The following is a 15,338-nucleotide window of genomic DNA, read 5'->3' on the forward strand; positions in this document are numbered from 1 at the left end:
CTTTTCATTTCAGCTCAGCGGCGCCACACCCCGGTCGCCAGCGTCGCCGGCGAATACTCCAGATTGCGCCCTCGCCACGGCAACGCCGCCGCAAAACGCCAGGCGCGGCGCACGTCAAACCGCCAATAGCGTTCCGCCCCTTCGACGCCGGGATGGCCGTCAGCCTGCCAGAGGATTTGCGTTTCCCCCTGCAGATGCAGCACGTCACCGCGTTCAAAATCGATGAACAGCAGGGCCGCCCGCGGTTCGGCGAGCAGATTGCCCAACGTGTTCATGTAGCGATTGCCGCGAAAGTCCGGCATCCACAGCGTGTCGTCTTCCAGATGGATAAAGCCGGGGCGGCCGCCGCGATGGGAAATATCGACGCCGCCCTGCGCCAGCGCCAGATGCGCGCAGCTGGCGACGAAGCAGGTGTCCGCGGCGCGGATCAGCGCCTGCGCCGCCGCATCCAGCACGACCAAATGCTCAACCGGCTGCGGCCGGCTGTCCACCGGGTAGAGTTCGCGGCGTTGAATGTACTGCGGGCAGTTGCCGAAGCTTTGCTGAACGACGATCTCCACCCGGTTTTTGTCAGTGCGGCCGACGGTGCCGTTGGCGCGGTTGCGCCGCCGGTTGCTGAAATCCAGCCCGAGCGCGCCGACCGGCTTTCCGGGCAGCAACAGCGCCTGTGCGGGATCGTCGCTGCGACGCGATGCGCTGATACGCAGGTGCGTGTCGTCCGGCGTGCGTAAAAATCCGGGCGGGCCGGTGAACAGGGTGGCGATGGGCCAGCCTTGTTCATCCAGCGTGGCGACGAACAGGTAGGGCAGCGCGGCGAAAAACGCGCGGTGCTGATCCGGCATCGCAGGGTAGATGCCGCCGCCTACGCCGCCAAACCCGGCCAGCGTCTGTGCGCGCAGCTCATCGGGATGGAACAGTTGCGGGATCATGGCGTCAGCTCCCCGCCGGTTCCGGCAGGGCCGGCATGGTAAAGAAGCCGGGCAGTGCAGCGATGCGCGCCGCCCAGCGACGTATCGCCGGGTAAGGCGACAGCGAAATGCCGCCTTCGGCCGCGACCGCCACGTAGCTGTGGCAGGCCAGATCGGCGATGGTGGGGTGTTCGGTGGCCAGGTAGTCCCGCTCGCTCAGGTGCTGTTCCATCTGCGGCAGGAAACGATCGCTGACCGCCCGTGCCGCCTGATAGTCCTCCGGCACCGCGAATTGGGCGATCAGTCGGCAGGCCGCCGGGCCGTAGCGGACTTCACCGGCGGCTTTGGAAAGCCAGGCCTGCACTCGCGCCGCCGCGGCCGGCTGTTCCGGCAGCCAGTGGCTGTCCGGCGCATAGCGCTTCACCAGATAGACCAGAATGGCGTTGCTGTCGGCCAGCGTCAGATCGCCATCCTGCAAGACCGGGATCTGGCCGAACGGGTTGAGCCGGCGGAAGGCTGCGCTCTGCCGTACGTCCGCCGAGGCTTCGACCCATGCATAGGGCAGCGCCAGCATGCGCAGCAGCAACGCCACGCGATGAACATGGCCGGAAAGCGGGGTGCCGTAGAGTGTGATGGTGGACATGGCGTTTCTCCTCAGTGCTTTTTGTCAGCATACTCTTGCGTTGAACGAGCGAAATCCGGCAATGTGGAAATTGATAATTTCACTTTTCGGAAGAATCTATGGATCGGTTAGACGAGTTGGCGATTTTCGTGGCGGTGGTGCAGCAAGGCAGCCTGGCGGCGGCCGGGCGCAAACTGCGGCGTTCGGCGCCGGCGATCACCCGGGCCATCGCCGCGCTGGAACAGCGTTTCGGCACCCGATTGGTGGAGCGCACGACCCGGCGGCTGGCGCCTACCGAAGCGGGCGCACGGCTGTTGGAGCGCGCGCAACAGCTGCTGCAGGATTATCAGGCGGTGGTGCAGGATACCGCCGAGGCGCAGCTGAGCGGCTTGCTGCGCGTTACCTCGCCGGTGCAGTTCGGCCGCCGGTACGTGGCGCCGGTGGTGATGGCATTTCTCGATGATTACCCGCAGATGCAGATCGAAATGGTATTGAACGATCGCAATCTCGATCTGATTGACGAAGGGTTGGATATCGCGGTGCGCATCGGTCATCTGCAGGACTCTTCCCGCGTGGCGCGGCGCCTGGGGCAGGTCAGCCGGGTGACGGTCGCCAGCCCGGATTACCTGGCGCGCTGCGGTGAACCGCGATCGCCGGCGCAGCTGGCGGAGCACGCCACCATCGTCGGCACCCAGCGGCCGTCGCTGCGCGAATGGCGCTTCGGCCCGCAGGAAAACGGCGAGCGCGTGCGATTGGCTCCCCGGCTGTTGCTCAACGACGTGGAAGCGCAACTGCTGGCGGTGCGCGCCGGCAAGGGCGTCGCCCGGTTGCTCTCGTATCAGGTGGCGGACGATTTGGCCGCCGGTACGCTGGTGCGGCTGCTGACGGATCATGAGCCGTTGCCGATGCCGGTACAGCTGGTGGCGCAGCAGGCGCAGCACATGCCGCTGAAGGTGCGCGCCTTTTGGGATTATGCATTTGAACGGCTCAGCGCCTTGCCGCAAATTCAGCCGGACGGGCGGGGGAAATAAGCGCAAAAAGTTTCATGGGTTAAACTTTTTCATTATTCATCAGGTTTTATTTTACCGGGCGCGCATTGCTGATGCGCCCGTCTTGACAATAATTTTGTCGGTGCTAATAGTTAATTCACATCTTAAATAATAAACGAAGTTTAATATATGAAACCACTTGCGGGGAGTTATGACAACGGCGCCACGGTGGATAATGAAGCGGCTATTTTGACTTCATTTCAAACCCGCAGCGCGGCTGTTTATAAACAGACGCGCCATGAGAGTAATATTGCTTATGGCAACGGCGAACGCGAAACATTTGATTGGCTCTATTCTGCAAAGCCGCATCAGGGGACGTTAATTTTTATTCACGGCGGCTATTGGCAATTCTGCGATAAGGCGGATTTTGCCTTTATCGCCGCCGGGCCGCTGGCGTTGGGTTTTGACGTGGTGTTGGTGGAATATGCGCTCGCGCCGGCGGTGGATCTCGACGAAATATGCCGACAGGTCGGAATGGCGCTGGATGCCATTCAGGGCCGTCTGCCGCCGCACTACGCCCATCCGGTTTATCTGTGCGGCCATTCCGCCGGCGGGCAGTTGGCGGCGCTCTGGCAGCAGCATGCGTTGGTGGATGCCGTCTTTCCCATCAGCGGCCTGTTCGAGCTGGCGCCGCTGCAACAAAGCTATGTCAATCGGGCGCTGCAGTTGACCACGCGGCAAATTGAAATGCTCAGCCCGGCGCGCCGCCTGCCGACGCGCGGCAAGCCGCTTACGCTGTATTACGGCGCATTGGAGCTGCCGGAACTGAGAGGTCAGTCGCAACACTATCATGCGGCGCTGCGCCAACGCGGGCTGCCGGCTGAACTGGTCGCGGTGCCAGGCGCCAACCATTTCACCATCCTGGATGCGTTGTTCGTCGCCGATGGCGCGCTGCTTCGCCAACTTGACCACCACGGGAACCACTGACATGCGCGAGATTGTAGAGACCGGGCTGCCGGATATCGGCCAGCCTTTTTCCTGGGCCACCCGGGGCGGCGGCATGCTGTTTACCGCCCATGGCCCGGTGCGGGCGGACGGCAGCATCGACACCGGCGCGCCGGAGCGACAGATTGCGCTGACCTTCGATAACCTGGCGCAGACGCTGAAGGCGGCGGGCAGCCACAGCGATAAGGTGCTGCAGGTGATCGTGTATCTTACCGACGTTAACGATGTTAAATGGCTCGATGATATTTACCGGAAATACTTTAATTATCCTTATCCCAATCGCTCCACGGTCATCGTCGAGAAATTGGTGGTGCCCGGAATGAAAATAGAAATTACCGTCAGCGCCATCGCCTGATTTAATTTCTCCTTAAGCCTGTCTTTATATTAATTCAATAACGAGTTAAGGATGCGTCATGTTTAAACAGATTGCACCTTCCGCCGCCGATCCTATTATGTCGCTGATGGAAGCCTATTTGCAGGATCCCAATCCGAAAAAAGTGAATTTAGGCATTGGGCTGTATTACGATCGGCAGGGGAATATTCCGCTGATGCGCGCGGTTGAGGCGGCCGAACAGCGATTGTTGGCGCTGCGTCGCCCACATGGCTATCCGCCGATCGAGGGGGCGCCGCAGTTCGCTCGTCAGGTGCAGACGCTGCTGTTCGGTGAGCGGCAGGCGGCAGACATCGCCACGGTGCAGACCGTCGGCGGTTCCGGCGCGTTGAAGCTGGCGGCGGATTTTCTGCGTCACTTTCTGACGCGCGGCGAAATCTGGGTGTCCGATCCTACCTGGGCCAATCATTGGGCGATTTTCGAAGGGGCGGGGCTGCGGGTGAAAACCTATCCCTATTTTGACGAAGCGGCGGGCGGCCTGCGTTTCGCCGCCATGCTTGACGCGCTGGACAGCCTGCCGCCGGGCAGCGTGGTCTTGCTGCACCCTTGTTGCCACAACCCGACCGGCACCGATCTGACGCCGGAGCAATGGCGCGCCACGCTCGCCGTGCTGCAGCGACGCAACCTGCTGCCGCTGTTCGACATCGCCTATCAGGGCTTCGGCGACGGGCTGGAGGAGGACTGCTTTGCATTGCGCGAAGCGCTGAAAACCGATCTGCCGTTTTTGGTCTGCAATTCGTTTTCCAAAAACGTCGCGCTGTACGGCCAGCGTCTGGGCGCGCTGTCGGTGCGCTGCGCCGACGCGGAAAATGCCGCCAACGTCAAAGGGGCGTTAAAAACGCTGATCCGCCGCAGCTACTCCTGCCCGCCGACGCACGGCAGCCAGATCGTGGAAACCCTGCTCGGCGACGCCGAACTCGGCGAGCTTTGGCGCAATGAGCTGGCGGAAATGCGCTCGCGCATCAAGCAAATGCGTGAACAGCTGGCCGCTGGACTGGCGCAGGGGGGCTCTTCGCTGGATCACCGGCGCATTCGCGATCAGCGCGGCATGTTCAGCTATACCGGCCTGAACGAAGCGCAGCTGCAGACCCTGCGGCAACGCTATGCCATCTATCTGGTCTCGCCCGGCCGCATGTGTCTGCCGGGGCTTAACCCCGGCAACATCGACTATGTGACCGCCGCGATCCTCGACGTCACCCGCACCGCCTAACTCCGCTCGGGAACCCAGCCATGCCACAGATGAATGATTTTGAGCATATCGCCCGCCGCCAGGGCGGGTTGAACAAGCATCTTACCGCCGGGCAGATGTCGATGCTGGCGATCGGCGGCGCCATCGGCACCGGGCTGTTTCTCGGCAGCGCCTACGCCATTCAGATGGCGGGGCCGTCGGTATTGCTGAGCTACCTGATCGGCGGCGTCATTGCGCTGCTGCTGATGGGCAGCCTGGCGGAAATGACCTCCGAACACCCGACGCCCGGCTCGTTCGGCGACTACGCCGAATTCTATCTCGGCCCGCTGTTCGGTTTTCTGGTGCGTTATTCTTACTGGTCCTGTGTGGTGCTGGCGGTGGGCACCGAAGTCACCGCCATCGGCATGTACATGCAGTTCTGGTTCCCGGCGACGCCGACCTGGCCGTGGGTGCTGCTGTTCTCGGCGGCGGTGATCGTCGTTAACGTGATCGGCGTGAAATCGTTCGGCCAGGTGGAATACGCGCTGTCCACCGTCAAAGTGACGGCGATCGTGGCGTTTATTCTGATTGGCATCGGCATGCTGGCGTTCTCGGGCAACCCGGCTTACGGCCTGCGCAACCTGACCGCCGGCGGCTTCATGCCGTTTGGCGTCAAGGGCATGTGGTTCGCGGTGATCGTGTCCATCTTCAGCTACCTGAGCATTGAAATGATCGCGGTGGCCGCCGGCGAGGCGAAGAATCCGGTGATTGCGGTGAAGGCGGCGTTCAAGGGCACCATCGTGCGGCTGTTCATCTTCTACATGCTGTCGATCGCCCTGATGCTGGCCATCGTGCCCTGGCGCCAGTCCGGCACCGGCGAAAGCCCGTTCCTGATGGCGATGAACGTGATCCATCTGCCCGCCGCCGCCGGTATTTTCAACTTTATCGTGCTGGTGGCGGCGCTGTCGGCAATGAACAGCCAGCTGTATATCACCACTCGCATGATGTTCTCGCTGTCGCGCGCCGGGCAGGCGCCGGCGGCCTTAGGGCGCGTCAGCCGGCGCGGCATTCCGGTCAATGCGCTGGCGATGTCGTGCATCGGTATCGTGGTGTCTATCGTGCTGAGCCTGGTGGCGCCGGAAACCTCGTTCGCCGCCATGATGTCTATCTCGGTGTATGGCGCCTGCTTTACCTGGCTGATGATTTTCGTCACCCACCTGTTCTTCCGCCGCCGGCATCGGCAGACCCACCTGAAATTTCGCATGTGGGGCTTTCCCTATACCACCTTGCTCGGCGCCGGGCTGATGACGGCGTTGATGATCTCGACGGCGTTTACCGAATTCTTCCGCATGACGCTGTGGTTCGGTATTCCGTTCACTTTGCTGCTGGTGGTGGCTTATCACTTCCAGAGCCGCCGCGCGGTTGCGCCGTCGCCACTCAAGGCGCCGGAAGTGGAGTAATGAGAGGGGACTGAGGCGCGCCTTCAGCCCCTGAGACTAAAGCTGGCTTTTCGGGATCAGGTGGTCGCCGAAGCTCAGGCGCCGGCGGCCCGGTTCGATTTCGGTCAGCGGCGCCACTTCGTGCAGCGAGGATTTGCAGCGTTGCACCAAATCCTGATACTCGCGGGTGCCGGCGATCTTCCAGGCCAGCTCCTGTTCGGTCAGATCGCGCAGCACGCGCGCCGGGCTGCCGACCACCAGCTTGTTGGCTTCGATCGTCGCCGCGGCTTTGACGAACGCCATCGCGCCGACGATGGTGTTCTCGCCGATCTCCGCACCGTCCATCACCACCGCGTTCATGCCCACCATCGCGTTGCGGCGAATGCGGCAGCCGTGCAGGATGGCGCCGTGGCCGATATGGCCGTCTTCTTCCACCACCGTGTCCTGCTGCGGGAAGCCGTGCATCACGCAGTTGTCCTGAATGTTGGCGCCGTCGCAGATCACCAGACGGCCAAAATCGCCGCGCAGGCTGGCGTTCGGGCCGATATACACGTGTTTGCCGACGATCACATCGCCGATCAGCACCGCCGTTGGGTGCACATAACTGCTGGGGTCAACGACCGGCGTCAGGCCGTCAATCTGATACACAGGCATAGCGTGAGTTCCTTAACATGTAGGGTCGCGCGGCAGGCCGCCGAAGCGCCGATAGTAACCGGCGGCCGGTGCGGGCAGGGCGCCGATGGTGGTCTCCGCCAGCGCGCTGACGTAGTCCGTCGCGGCGCGATCGACCTGCTGATAGAGATTGATGCACAGATTGCGGGCGATCTGGCCCTCCCACTGGGCGGGCAACAGCGCATCCGGCAGCAGCGGATCTTTCAACACCACGCGACGGAAGAAGTGAATCAATAATAGCTTAATCTGGAAACAGCGCAGCGGCGTCAGCGCCGCCGGGTCGACTTCGCGCAGCAGCGCCATCAGCGGCCGGAAAGAGACGATAAACTCATGATAACCGGCCGCCACCTCGCTCAATGACCAGCAGTCGGCCACCAGTTTCTGCAGCGTTTGCTCGGAGCGGTTGTAGGGGTAATCGGCGCGGAAGTAGATCACCTGCTCGCTGGCGTTCAATTCGCCGAGCAGCGCCGTCACGTCGGTTTGCGCATGGGTGGGGGCGGCCATCAGGTTGTTGGCGATCTGCCCGAACCCGAGCCAGCCCAGCTCTTTTTTCAGCCGCGCGCGCGCGTTTTTTTCGGCGCATTCCAGCAGCAACAGCTCCCATTTGCCGTCCCAGGCGGGCTGCTCGCGCAGATAGATCTTCGATTCGGCGTGGCGGAACTGGCGCATTCCCTGCTCGGTCACGCGGTAGAAGCTGCGGCGGCCGATTCTCTCCACCGCCAGCCACCCCTCTTTCTGCAGGCGGAACACCGAGGTGCGCACGAAACGATCGCCGAAACCGAAGGCCTCCAGCAGCGCGCTCAGGCTGCCGAGCCACACTTCGCCGCCGCGGTGGCTGAGCGCGTCGCCGTACAGCGAAATGATCAGCGACGTGCCGCTGATCGGCTGGGCGTCGACGGCATGGCGAATGAACTCATCCAGTTTATGTTCCATATTTTTCCATGGGTTAGCCTTCGATGAGCCACAACATTACCATAATTTAGGGCGGCGTCATCCGTGACGCCGTGCGCCTCAGCGCGGCCGCAGATCGACCACGCGCTGCGCTTTGCCTTCCGAGCGCGGAATATCGCCGCAGTTGGCGATGCTGACGTCGGTGCTGACGCCCACGATCGATTTGATGTGGTGGCGCAGCTGGTGGCAGATATCGCAACGCTGCTGATGGCTGAGGCTAAGCGCCGATTCTTTCAGCTCGACGCGCACCGCCAGCGTGTCCAGATGCCCGCTGCGGCTGACCTGCAATTGATAGTGCGGCGACAGCTGCTCGAACTGCATGATCTGTTCTTCCACCTGCGACGGGAAGACGTTGACGCCGCGGATGATCAGCATGTCGTCGGAGCGGCCGGTGATCTTGCCCATGCGGCGCATCTGGCGCGCGTCGCCCGGCAGCAGCCGGGTAAGATCGCGCGTGCGGTAGCGGATCACCGGCAGCGCCTCTTTGGTCAGGGTGGTGAACACCAGTTCGCCGTGCTCGCCGTCCGGCAGAGCGACGCCGGTCTCCGGGCAGATGATCTCCGGCAGGAAGTGGTCTTCCCAAATGGTGGGGCCGCCGCCGCTTTCCAGACATTCCATCGCCACGCCCGGCCCCATCACCTCCGACAGGCCGTAAATATCCAGCGCCTTGATGCCCATGCGGGTTTCGATTTCGTGGCGCAGGGCTTCGGTCCAGGGTTCGGCGCCGAACACGCCGAGCCGCAGCGAGCAGCCGCGCGCGTCGCCGCCCATTTTGCGCTCCAGTTCGTCGATCAGCGTCAGGCAATAGGACGGCGTCACCATGATGATGTCGGGTTTGAAATCGAGGATCAGCTGCGCCTGGCGTTCCGTCTGCCCGCCGGACATCGGGATCACCGTCGCGCCGAGTCGCTCCGCGCCGTAGTGCGCCCCCAGGCCGCCGGTGAACAGGCCGTAACCGTAGGCGACGTGCACCTTGTCTTTGGCGGTGGCGCCGCCGGCGCGCAGGCAGCGGGCGACGATATCGGCCCAGTTATCGATGTCGCGCTGGGTGTAGCCCACCACCGTCGGGCGGCCGGTGGTGCCCGAGGAGGCGTGGATGCGCACCACCTGTTCCATCGGCACCGCGAAGGTGTCGAACGGGTAGTTGTCGCGCAGATCCTGCTTGGTGGTGTAGGGGAAGCGCGCCAGATCGCTCAGCTGCTTAAGATCGTCGGGGTGTACGCCCGCCTGATCGAACTTGCGCTTGTACATCGGCACATTGTCGTAGGCGTGGTGCAGCGTCCACTTCAAACGCGCCAACTGCAACGCTTCAATCTCATCGCGCGAGGCGAATTCGATCGTTTCGAGGGGCTGTGGATTTATTGTCATGGTTAGCCTCAGGGGTCAGACACGCTCAATGATCATGGCGATGCCTTGGCCCACGCCGATGCACATGGTGCACAGAGCGTAGCGGCCGGCTCGCCGTTCCAGTTCAAACAGGGCGGCCAGCGCCAGGCGCGCGCCGCTCATGCCCAACGGATGCCCCAGAGCGATCGCGCCGCCGTTAGGGTTGACCTGCGGGGCATCGTCCGGCAGGCCAAGCTGGCGCATTACCGCCAACGCCTGGGCGGCGAACGCTTCGTTCAGTTCGATGACGTCCATCTGCGCCAGGCTCAGCCCGGCGATCTCCAGCACCTTGCGGGTGGCTGGCAGCGGGCCGATGCCCATCAGCCGCGGCTCCACGCCGCAGGTGGCGGTGGCAAGGATGCGCGCGCGCGGCGTCAGGCCCTGGCGCGCCGCCATCGCTTCGGAGGCGACGATCAGCGCGGCCGCGCCGTCGTTCAGCCCCGAGGCGTTGCCGGCGGTGACGCTGCCGGGCTGACGGAACGGGGTTTTCAGCGCCTGCAGCTGATCGAAGGTGGTGTCGGCGCGCGGGTGTTCATCCAGGCTAAACAGGGTGACTGCGCCTTTTTTACCGGTGAGGCTGACCGGCGCTATCTCCTGCGCCAGGTATCCCAGCGTTTGCGCCCGGGCGGCGCGCTGCTGGCTGCGCAGCGCAAAGGCGTCCTGATCGGCGCGGCTGATGTTGAACTGCGCCGCGACGTTTTCGGCGGTCTCCGGCATCGAATCGGTGCCGAACTCGGCCTGCATGCGCGGGTTGACGAAGCGCCAGCCGAGGGTGGTGTCGTACAGCTGCGCCTGGCGGCTGAAGGCGCTGTCGGCCTTGCCCATCACCAGCGGCGCTCGGGTCATCGATTCCGCGCCGCCGGCCAGCATCAGCCCGGCGTCGCCGGCTTTGATGCTGCGCGCCGCCATCGCCAGCGCGTCCAGGCCCGAACCGCACAGGCGGTTCACCGTGGTGCCGGAAACGCCGACCGGCAGCCCGGCCAGCAGCAGCGCCATGCGCGCCAGGTTGCGGTTGTCTTCCCCGGCCTGGTTGGCGCAGCCGAGGATCACGTCGTCCAGCTGTGCCCAGTCCACCTGGGGATGGCGCTCCAGCAGCACGCGCAGCGGCAGGGCGGCGAGATCGTCGGCCCTCACCTGGGCCAGCGCGCCGCCATAGCGGCCGATCGGGGTGCGCACGCCGTCGCAGATAAATGCCTGATTCATGCCCGATCTCCTAAAATGCTGTGGCCGAGGCGGTGCGCGCGGCCGCGAAACCAGGCGACGGTTTTGCCCTGTTGATTGACGATTTCGACGTCATACAGCCCGGTGGCTTTGCCCTGATGGCGCATCTGCGCGCTGGCGGTGAGGCGATCGCCGGCCAGCGCCGGGCGGATGAAGTCGATGCTGCAGCCGGAAGCCACCGCCGCCAGCCCCTGGCTGTTGCAGGCGTAGGCGAAGGCGGTATCCGCCAGGCTGAACAGCTGGCCGCCATGGCAAGTCTGGTGGCCATTGAGCATCTGCGGGCCGACGGTCATGCTGACCTGCGCGTACCCGACGTCGACGGCATCGATGTGCATCCCCATCGCCTGAGCGCAGGTATCTTGCTGGAACATCTGTTCGGCGCAGCGCTGAGCCAGCGCGCGCGGCGTATTGGCGTTCATTGTTCGTCTCCTGGGAAAGCGGCGGGGGAAGCGTAGCGGCGCAGCAGCGGCATCGGGCGATAGCGGGCCTCGCCGTAATAGCGTTGCAGGTTTTCCAGCGTCGCCAGAATATGGCGCCAGCCGAGCGTGGCGCCCCAGGCGAGCGGGCCGCGCGGATAGTTGACGCCGCGCAGCATCGCCAGATCGGTATCCTCGGCGCTGGCGACGCCTTTGTTCACCACGTCGAGCGCTTCGTTGGCCAGCATGGCCAGGGTGCGCATCGTCAGCAGGCCGGGGTAATCCGGCAACGGGATGACGCGTTTGCCGAGGGACTGCAGCAGACGGATCGCTTTGGCATTGTGTTGCGCGCCGTTTTGCGCCGCGCAGCTGATGGCGATGGCGGAGGCATGCGCATAGTCGGCACAGAGATCGAACAGCACCACGGGCGTTCCACGTTCGTCGGCCAGTTGGCCGGCGGTTTTACCATTGGTTAACATCAGTGTAACGTCGTCGATCGTGACGTGCGGGCTGGTCTGGCCAGGTTGTTTGATCGCCCCCGCATTTTCGCTTAACAGCTGCGCCAAATCGGCCAGCGAAGACCAGTCGCCGTGCAGCGTAACGCGCTGCGGCAGCGCGGCCTGCGCCGGTGGCGCAAAGGCGATCATCTCTGCGGTGGGGCGTTGTGCGTCGTAGCGGTAGAAGCCGCGGCCGGATTTGCGGCCGAGGCGCCCGGCGGCCACCAGCTCCTGCTGCACCAGCGAGGGGGTGAAGCGCGGATCCTGGTAGAAGGCCTGATACACCGAGTCGGTCACGGCGTAATTGACGTCCTGGCCGATCAGATCGGTCAACTGCAGCGGGCCCATGGCGAAACCGCCGGCGTCGCGCATTACCGCATCCAGGGTGGCGGCGTCGGCCACCCGTTCTTCCAGCGCGCGCAGGGTTTCGGCGTAGAACGGCCGCGCCACGCGGTTGACGATGAATCCCGGCGTCGAACGACACACGACGCTCTGCTTACCCCAGCGCTGCGCCAGGGCTTGCAGCGCGGCGAGGGTCTCGGCCCCGGTCTCCAGACCGCTGACGATCTCCACCAGCTTCATCAGCGGCGCCGGGTTGAAGAAGTGCAGCCCGGCCATGCGCTGCGGGTGTTGCAAGGCGCCGGCGATGGCGGTGATCGACAGCGAGGAAGTATTGCTGGCGAACAGCGCCGTGGGCGAGCAGACCGCTTCCAGATCGCGGAACAGGCTCTGCTTGATCGCCAGATTTTCCGCCACCGCTTCAATCACCAGCGCGCTGTCGGCCAGTTGCTCGAGCGAATCGGCGCGTTCGAGACGCGCCAGCAGCGCCTCGGTGGCGTTGGCGTCGGCCTTGCCGCCGTCGACCCGCTGGCGCAGGCGGCGAGCGAGTTCGTCGATCGCGCGCTGGGCGGCGGCGGGGGCGATATCGAACAGCCGCACCGGGTGACCGGCGGCGGCGGCCACCTGCGCAATGCCGATGCCCATGGTGCCGGCGCCGATCACCGCTACCTGGCCGTTAAGAAGGGACGCGTTCATGGCTATTTCCCGCTGAAGTTTGGCGTGCGTTTGGCGAAGAACGCGCTGACGCCTTCGCGGTAGTCGTCGCTGCGGCCGCCCAATCGCTGCAGATCGCGCTCCAGATCGAGTTGTTGATCGAGGCTGTTGGTGGCCGAACTGTAGATGGCTTTCTTGATTAGCCCCAGACCGTAAGTCGGCTGGGTGGCCAGATGGCGCGCCAGCGTTTGCGTGCGGTCGGCCAATTCATCCGCCGGCACCACCTGCCAGATCATGCCCCACTCCAGCGCCTGTTGGGCGCTGATTTTATCGCCCAGCATGGCCATGCCCATCGCGCGGGCGTGGCCGGCCAGCCGCGGCAGGAACCAGCTGCCGCCGGAATCCGGCACCAGCCCCAGGCGGCAGAACGACTGAATAAAGCCGGCGTTGTCGGCGGCGATGACGATGTCGCACGCCAGGGCCAACGCGGCGCCGGCGCCGGCCGCCACGCCGTTGACCGCGCACACCACCGGTTTGGGCAGGGCGGTCAGGCGACGGATCAGGGGGTTGTAGAAACGTTCGACCGACAGGCCGAGGTCCGGCGCCTGTTGATCGGCGCTGACGTTGCGATCGTTGAGATCCTGCCCGGCGCAGAAACCGCGGCCGGCGCCGGCGATCAGCAGGCAGCGCACGCTGTCGTCGCGCTCGGCTTGCGTCAGCGCCTCGCTCAGCTGGCGATGCATCTCGTCGTTAAAGCTGTTGAGCCGATCCGGACGGTTGAGGGTCAGCGTCAACACGCCGGCGTCGAGATGACTGAGAATCAATGCGTTATCCATAAATCAGCGCCCCTGATAGTTTGGCGTACGTTTTTCGAAAAAGGCGGCGATGCCTTCGCGGCGATCGTCGGTGGCGGCCAGGGTGACGAACTGCTGACGCTCCATCGCCAGCCCCTGGCTAAGGCCGGTTTCCTCGGCCTGTTTCAGCGCCTGCTTGGCGGCGCGCAGCGCCAGCGGCGCCTGACGGCTGATGCGATCGGCAATCTGCTGCGTGCGCTCCAGCGTCAGGGCATCGACGCACACTTCGCTGATAAGGCCAGCCTGCAGCGCGGTGCGGGCGTCGATGGCTTCGCCGGTCAGCACCATCTGGCTGGCGCGAGACTTGCCGACGCAGCGGATCAGGCGCTGGGTGCCTCCGGCCCCCGGCATCAGGCCGAGGGTGATCTCCGGCAGGCCGAAGCGGGCGCTTTCGCCGCCGATAACGATGTCGCAGGCCAGCGCCAACTCGCAGCCGGCGCCCAGGGCATAGCCGTTCACAGCCGCCAGCAGCGGCTTGCTGAACTGCGCCAGCCGCTGCCACAGCTGCGGACGGCTGTCCGCCAGCGCGGCCGGCAGATCCTGCCGTTGCAGCTCGTGCAGATCGGCCCCGGCGGCAAAGAAACGCGCCGCGCCGGCGATCACCACGGCGCCCACGCCGCTGTCGGCATCGGCCTGCTCCAGCAGAAACACCAGCTGTTCCAGGCAAGGGGTGCTCAGGGCGTTGCGCGCCTCCGGGCGGTGCAGCGTCAGCGTGACCACGCGGTGCTGCTGCTGGCGCAAAATAAAGGGGGTATCCATCGCGGCTCCTAGACGTCGAAGTCCAATACCACGCCGTCGCCTTTCGGCCACGACTGGCAGCTCAATACATAGCCCGCCGCCAACTGGTCCGGCTCCAGGCTGTAGTTGACGCCCATCTCCACCTGGCCGGCCTTCAGCCGGCATTTGCAGGTGGCGCACACGCCGCCTTTGCAGGCGTAGGGCAGGTCGGCGCCCTGGCGCAGCGCCGCGTCGAGAATGCTGTCGTCCTGTTCGCCGAGCTCGATATCCAATTGGCGGCCGTCGAGCAGGATTGTCACCCTGGCGGCGTTGCGATCGCCGCTGTGGCGCGGGCGGGCGACCAGGCCGCTGGTGTTGAAGCGTTCGCTGTGGATGCGGTTGGCCGGGACGCCGGCCTGTTCCAGCACGGTCTGCGCGTCGTCCATCATCGATTCCGGCCCGCAGATGAAGGCGTGGTCATAGTCGCGGAAATCCAGCAGCGCGCCGCCGATCGCCGTCAGGCGTTCACGATCGATGCGGCCGCTGAGCAGCGGGCTGTCGAGGCTCTCCTGGCTGAACAGGTACAGCGGCTGAAAACGCTGCGGGTAGCGGTTTTTCAGATCCGACAGCGCTTCTTTGAACATCATCGAACGGCTGTTGCGGTTGCCGTAGATCAGGGTAAAACTGCTGCCCGGTTCGAGCTGCAGCGTCGCCTTGATGATCGACAGCATCGGCGTGATGCCGGAGCCGGCGGCGATCGCCAGGTAGTTGCCGTGGCGCTCCGCCTGCGGCTGATAGCCGAAGCGCCCCTGCGGCACCATCACTTCCAGCGCATCGCCGACTTTCAGCATGCGGTTGACGAAGCCGGAGAAACGGCCCTGATCAATCGCTTTTACGCCGATCTGCAGCAGGCCTTCCTGCGGTGAACTGCAGATGGAGTAGCAACGCCGCAGCTCTTCGCCGTTGACCCGCGCTTTGAGCGTCAGGTGCTGGCCGGGGGTGTAGCGGTATTGGTTTTGCAGCTCTTCGGGCACCCGCAGGGTGATGGCTACGGCGTCCGGTGTTTCGCGCTCGATGGCGGCGACGTTCAGGCGATGAAAGACCGTCAT

Annotated in this window: 16 protein-coding genes; 5 read left to right on the forward strand and 11 right to left on the reverse strand. The window is 64.4% G+C overall.

What is annotated here, in order from left to right:
* Positions 1-14: 14 nt before the first annotated feature.
* Together J9788_RS08030 and J9788_RS08035 are read right to left on the reverse strand one after the other, a co-directional pair.
* Positions 15-929, reverse strand: coding sequence for a pyridoxamine 5'-phosphate oxidase family protein (locus J9788_RS08030; protein ID WP_046896521.1), 915 nt, complete (start codon positions 927-929; stop codon positions 15-17).
* 4 nt (positions 930-933) lie between these two features.
* On the reverse strand, positions 934-1,551 hold the full coding sequence (locus tag J9788_RS08035) for a glutathione S-transferase family protein (protein ID WP_046896522.1): 618 nt from the start codon (positions 1,549-1,551) through the stop codon (positions 934-936).
* A gap of 98 nt (positions 1,552-1,649) precedes the next feature.
* Between J9788_RS08035 and J9788_RS08040 the strand changes: the two genes are divergently transcribed.
* The 5 genes from J9788_RS08040 to J9788_RS08060 all read left to right on the forward strand — a co-directional run bounded on the left by J9788_RS08040 (position 1,650) and on the right by J9788_RS08060 (position 6,543).
* Positions 1,650-2,561: a LysR family transcriptional regulator gene (locus tag J9788_RS08040; protein ID WP_033632680.1), complete on the forward strand. Its 912-nt coding sequence runs from the start codon at positions 1,650-1,652 to the stop codon at positions 2,559-2,561.
* A gap of 147 nt (positions 2,562-2,708) precedes the next feature.
* Positions 2,709-3,506 (forward strand): alpha/beta hydrolase, encoded by a 798-nt coding sequence (locus J9788_RS08045; protein WP_182264229.1) that lies wholly within the window; start codon positions 2,709-2,711, stop codon positions 3,504-3,506.
* Position 3,507: 1 nt separating this feature from the next.
* Positions 3,508-3,879 (forward strand): RidA family protein, encoded by a 372-nt coding sequence (locus J9788_RS08050; protein WP_033643621.1) that lies wholly within the window; start codon positions 3,508-3,510, stop codon positions 3,877-3,879.
* A 58-nt stretch (positions 3,880-3,937) separates the two neighbouring features.
* Positions 3,938-5,125, forward strand: a complete 1,188-nt coding sequence (locus J9788_RS08055; RefSeq protein ID WP_182264230.1) for an amino acid aminotransferase — start codon at positions 3,938-3,940, stop codon at positions 5,123-5,125.
* 20 nt (positions 5,126-5,145) lie between these two features.
* Entirely contained in the window at positions 5,146-6,543 is a 1,398-nt protein-coding gene (locus tag J9788_RS08060; RefSeq protein WP_182264231.1) for an amino acid permease, read from the forward strand.
* A gap of 36 nt (positions 6,544-6,579) precedes the next feature.
* On the opposite strand, the gene paaY is transcribed toward J9788_RS08060, so the two are convergent.
* From paaY to paaE, 9 genes are all read right to left on the reverse strand, one after another.
* Positions 6,580-7,176 (reverse strand): phenylacetic acid degradation protein PaaY, encoded by a 597-nt coding sequence (paaY, locus tag J9788_RS08065; RefSeq protein WP_171403886.1) that lies wholly within the window; start codon positions 7,174-7,176, stop codon positions 6,580-6,582.
* Between the two features lie 12 nt (positions 7,177-7,188).
* Positions 7,189-8,127, reverse strand: a complete 939-nt coding sequence (gene paaX, locus J9788_RS08070; protein WP_182264232.1) for a phenylacetic acid degradation operon negative regulatory protein PaaX — start codon at positions 8,125-8,127, stop codon at positions 7,189-7,191.
* A gap of 78 nt (positions 8,128-8,205) precedes the next feature.
* Positions 8,206-9,513: a phenylacetate--CoA ligase PaaK gene (paaK, locus tag J9788_RS08075; protein WP_033635108.1), complete on the reverse strand. Its 1,308-nt coding sequence runs from the start codon at positions 9,511-9,513 to the stop codon at positions 8,206-8,208.
* A gap of 15 nt (positions 9,514-9,528) precedes the next feature.
* Positions 9,529-10,734, reverse strand: coding sequence for a 3-oxoadipyl-CoA thiolase (gene pcaF / locus J9788_RS08080; RefSeq protein ID WP_182264233.1), 1,206 nt, complete (start codon positions 10,732-10,734; stop codon positions 9,529-9,531).
* Positions 10,731-11,171, reverse strand: coding sequence for a hydroxyphenylacetyl-CoA thioesterase PaaI (gene paaI, locus J9788_RS08085; RefSeq protein WP_046896529.1), 441 nt, complete (start codon positions 11,169-11,171; stop codon positions 10,731-10,733). Before paaI ends, pcaF begins: the two co-directional genes overlap by 4 nt.
* Positions 11,168-12,700 (reverse strand): 3-hydroxyacyl-CoA dehydrogenase, encoded by a 1,533-nt coding sequence (locus J9788_RS08090; protein ID WP_182264234.1) that lies wholly within the window; start codon positions 12,698-12,700, stop codon positions 11,168-11,170. The genes paaI and J9788_RS08090 overlap by 4 nt, the downstream gene beginning before the upstream one ends.
* 2 nt (positions 12,701-12,702) lie before the next feature.
* Positions 12,703-13,494, reverse strand: a complete 792-nt coding sequence (gene paaG, locus J9788_RS08095; RefSeq protein ID WP_097101779.1) for a 2-(1,2-epoxy-1,2-dihydrophenyl)acetyl-CoA isomerase PaaG — start codon at positions 13,492-13,494, stop codon at positions 12,703-12,705.
* Positions 13,495-13,497: 3 nt separating this feature from the next.
* Positions 13,498-14,271: a 2,3-dehydroadipyl-CoA hydratase PaaF gene (paaF, locus tag J9788_RS08100; protein WP_046896531.1), complete on the reverse strand. Its 774-nt coding sequence runs from the start codon at positions 14,269-14,271 to the stop codon at positions 13,498-13,500.
* An 8-nt stretch (positions 14,272-14,279) separates the two neighbouring features.
* Positions 14,280-15,338 carry a 1,2-phenylacetyl-CoA epoxidase subunit PaaE gene (gene paaE / locus J9788_RS08105; RefSeq protein ID WP_182264235.1) on the reverse strand — a complete coding sequence of 353 codons (1,059 nt, stop codon included), beginning with the start codon at positions 15,336-15,338 and terminating at the stop codon, positions 14,280-14,282.

Source organism: Serratia sp. X10 (assembly GCF_017811775.1).
GTDB classification, from domain to species: domain Bacteria; phylum Pseudomonadota; class Gammaproteobacteria; order Enterobacterales; family Enterobacteriaceae; genus Serratia; species Serratia ureilytica.

What these genes read in the sequence shown, in the direction of transcription:
- J9788_RS08055 (WP_182264230.1), top strand. Translation starts at nt 3,938, where the DNA reads ATGTTTAAACAGATTGCACCTTCCGCCGCCGATCCTATTATGTCGCTG.
- J9788_RS08035 (WP_046896522.1), bottom strand. Translation starts at nt 1,551, where the DNA reads ATGTCCACCATCACACTCTACGGCACCCCGCTTTCCGGCCATGTTCAT.
- J9788_RS08040 (WP_033632680.1), top strand. Translation starts at nt 1,650, where the DNA reads ATGGATCGGTTAGACGAGTTGGCGATTTTCGTGGCGGTGGTGCAGCAA.
- paaX (WP_182264232.1), bottom strand. Translation starts at nt 8,127, where the DNA reads ATGGAACATAAACTGGATGAGTTCATTCGCCATGCCGTCGACGCCCAG.
- paaI (WP_046896529.1), bottom strand. Translation starts at nt 11,171, where the DNA reads ATGAACGCCAATACGCCGCGCGCGCTGGCTCAGCGCTGCGCCGAACAG.
- J9788_RS08030 (WP_046896521.1), bottom strand. Translation starts at nt 929, where the DNA reads ATGATCCCGCAACTGTTCCATCCCGATGAGCTGCGCGCACAGACGCTG.
- paaK (WP_033635108.1), bottom strand. Translation starts at nt 9,513, where the DNA reads ATGACAATAAATCCACAGCCCCTCGAAACGATCGAATTCGCCTCGCGC.
- pcaF (WP_182264233.1), bottom strand. Translation starts at nt 10,734, where the DNA reads ATGAATCAGGCATTTATCTGCGACGGCGTGCGCACCCCGATCGGCCGC.
- paaG (WP_097101779.1), bottom strand. Translation starts at nt 13,494, where the DNA reads ATGGATAACGCATTGATTCTCAGTCATCTCGACGCCGGCGTGTTGACG.
- J9788_RS08050 (WP_033643621.1), top strand. Translation starts at nt 3,508, where the DNA reads ATGCGCGAGATTGTAGAGACCGGGCTGCCGGATATCGGCCAGCCTTTT.
- paaE (WP_182264235.1), bottom strand. Translation starts at nt 15,338, where the DNA reads ATGACGGTCTTTCATCGCCTGAACGTCGCCGCCATCGAGCGCGAAACA.
- J9788_RS08060 (WP_182264231.1), top strand. Translation starts at nt 5,146, where the DNA reads ATGCCACAGATGAATGATTTTGAGCATATCGCCCGCCGCCAGGGCGGG.
- J9788_RS08090 (WP_182264234.1), bottom strand. Translation starts at nt 12,700, where the DNA reads ATGAACGCGTCCCTTCTTAACGGCCAGGTAGCGGTGATCGGCGCCGGC.
- paaF (WP_046896531.1), bottom strand. Translation starts at nt 14,271, where the DNA reads ATGGATACCCCCTTTATTTTGCGCCAGCAGCAGCACCGCGTGGTCACG.
- J9788_RS08045 (WP_182264229.1), top strand. Translation starts at nt 2,709, where the DNA reads ATGAAACCACTTGCGGGGAGTTATGACAACGGCGCCACGGTGGATAAT.
- paaY (WP_171403886.1), bottom strand. Translation starts at nt 7,176, where the DNA reads ATGCCTGTGTATCAGATTGACGGCCTGACGCCGGTCGTTGACCCCAGC.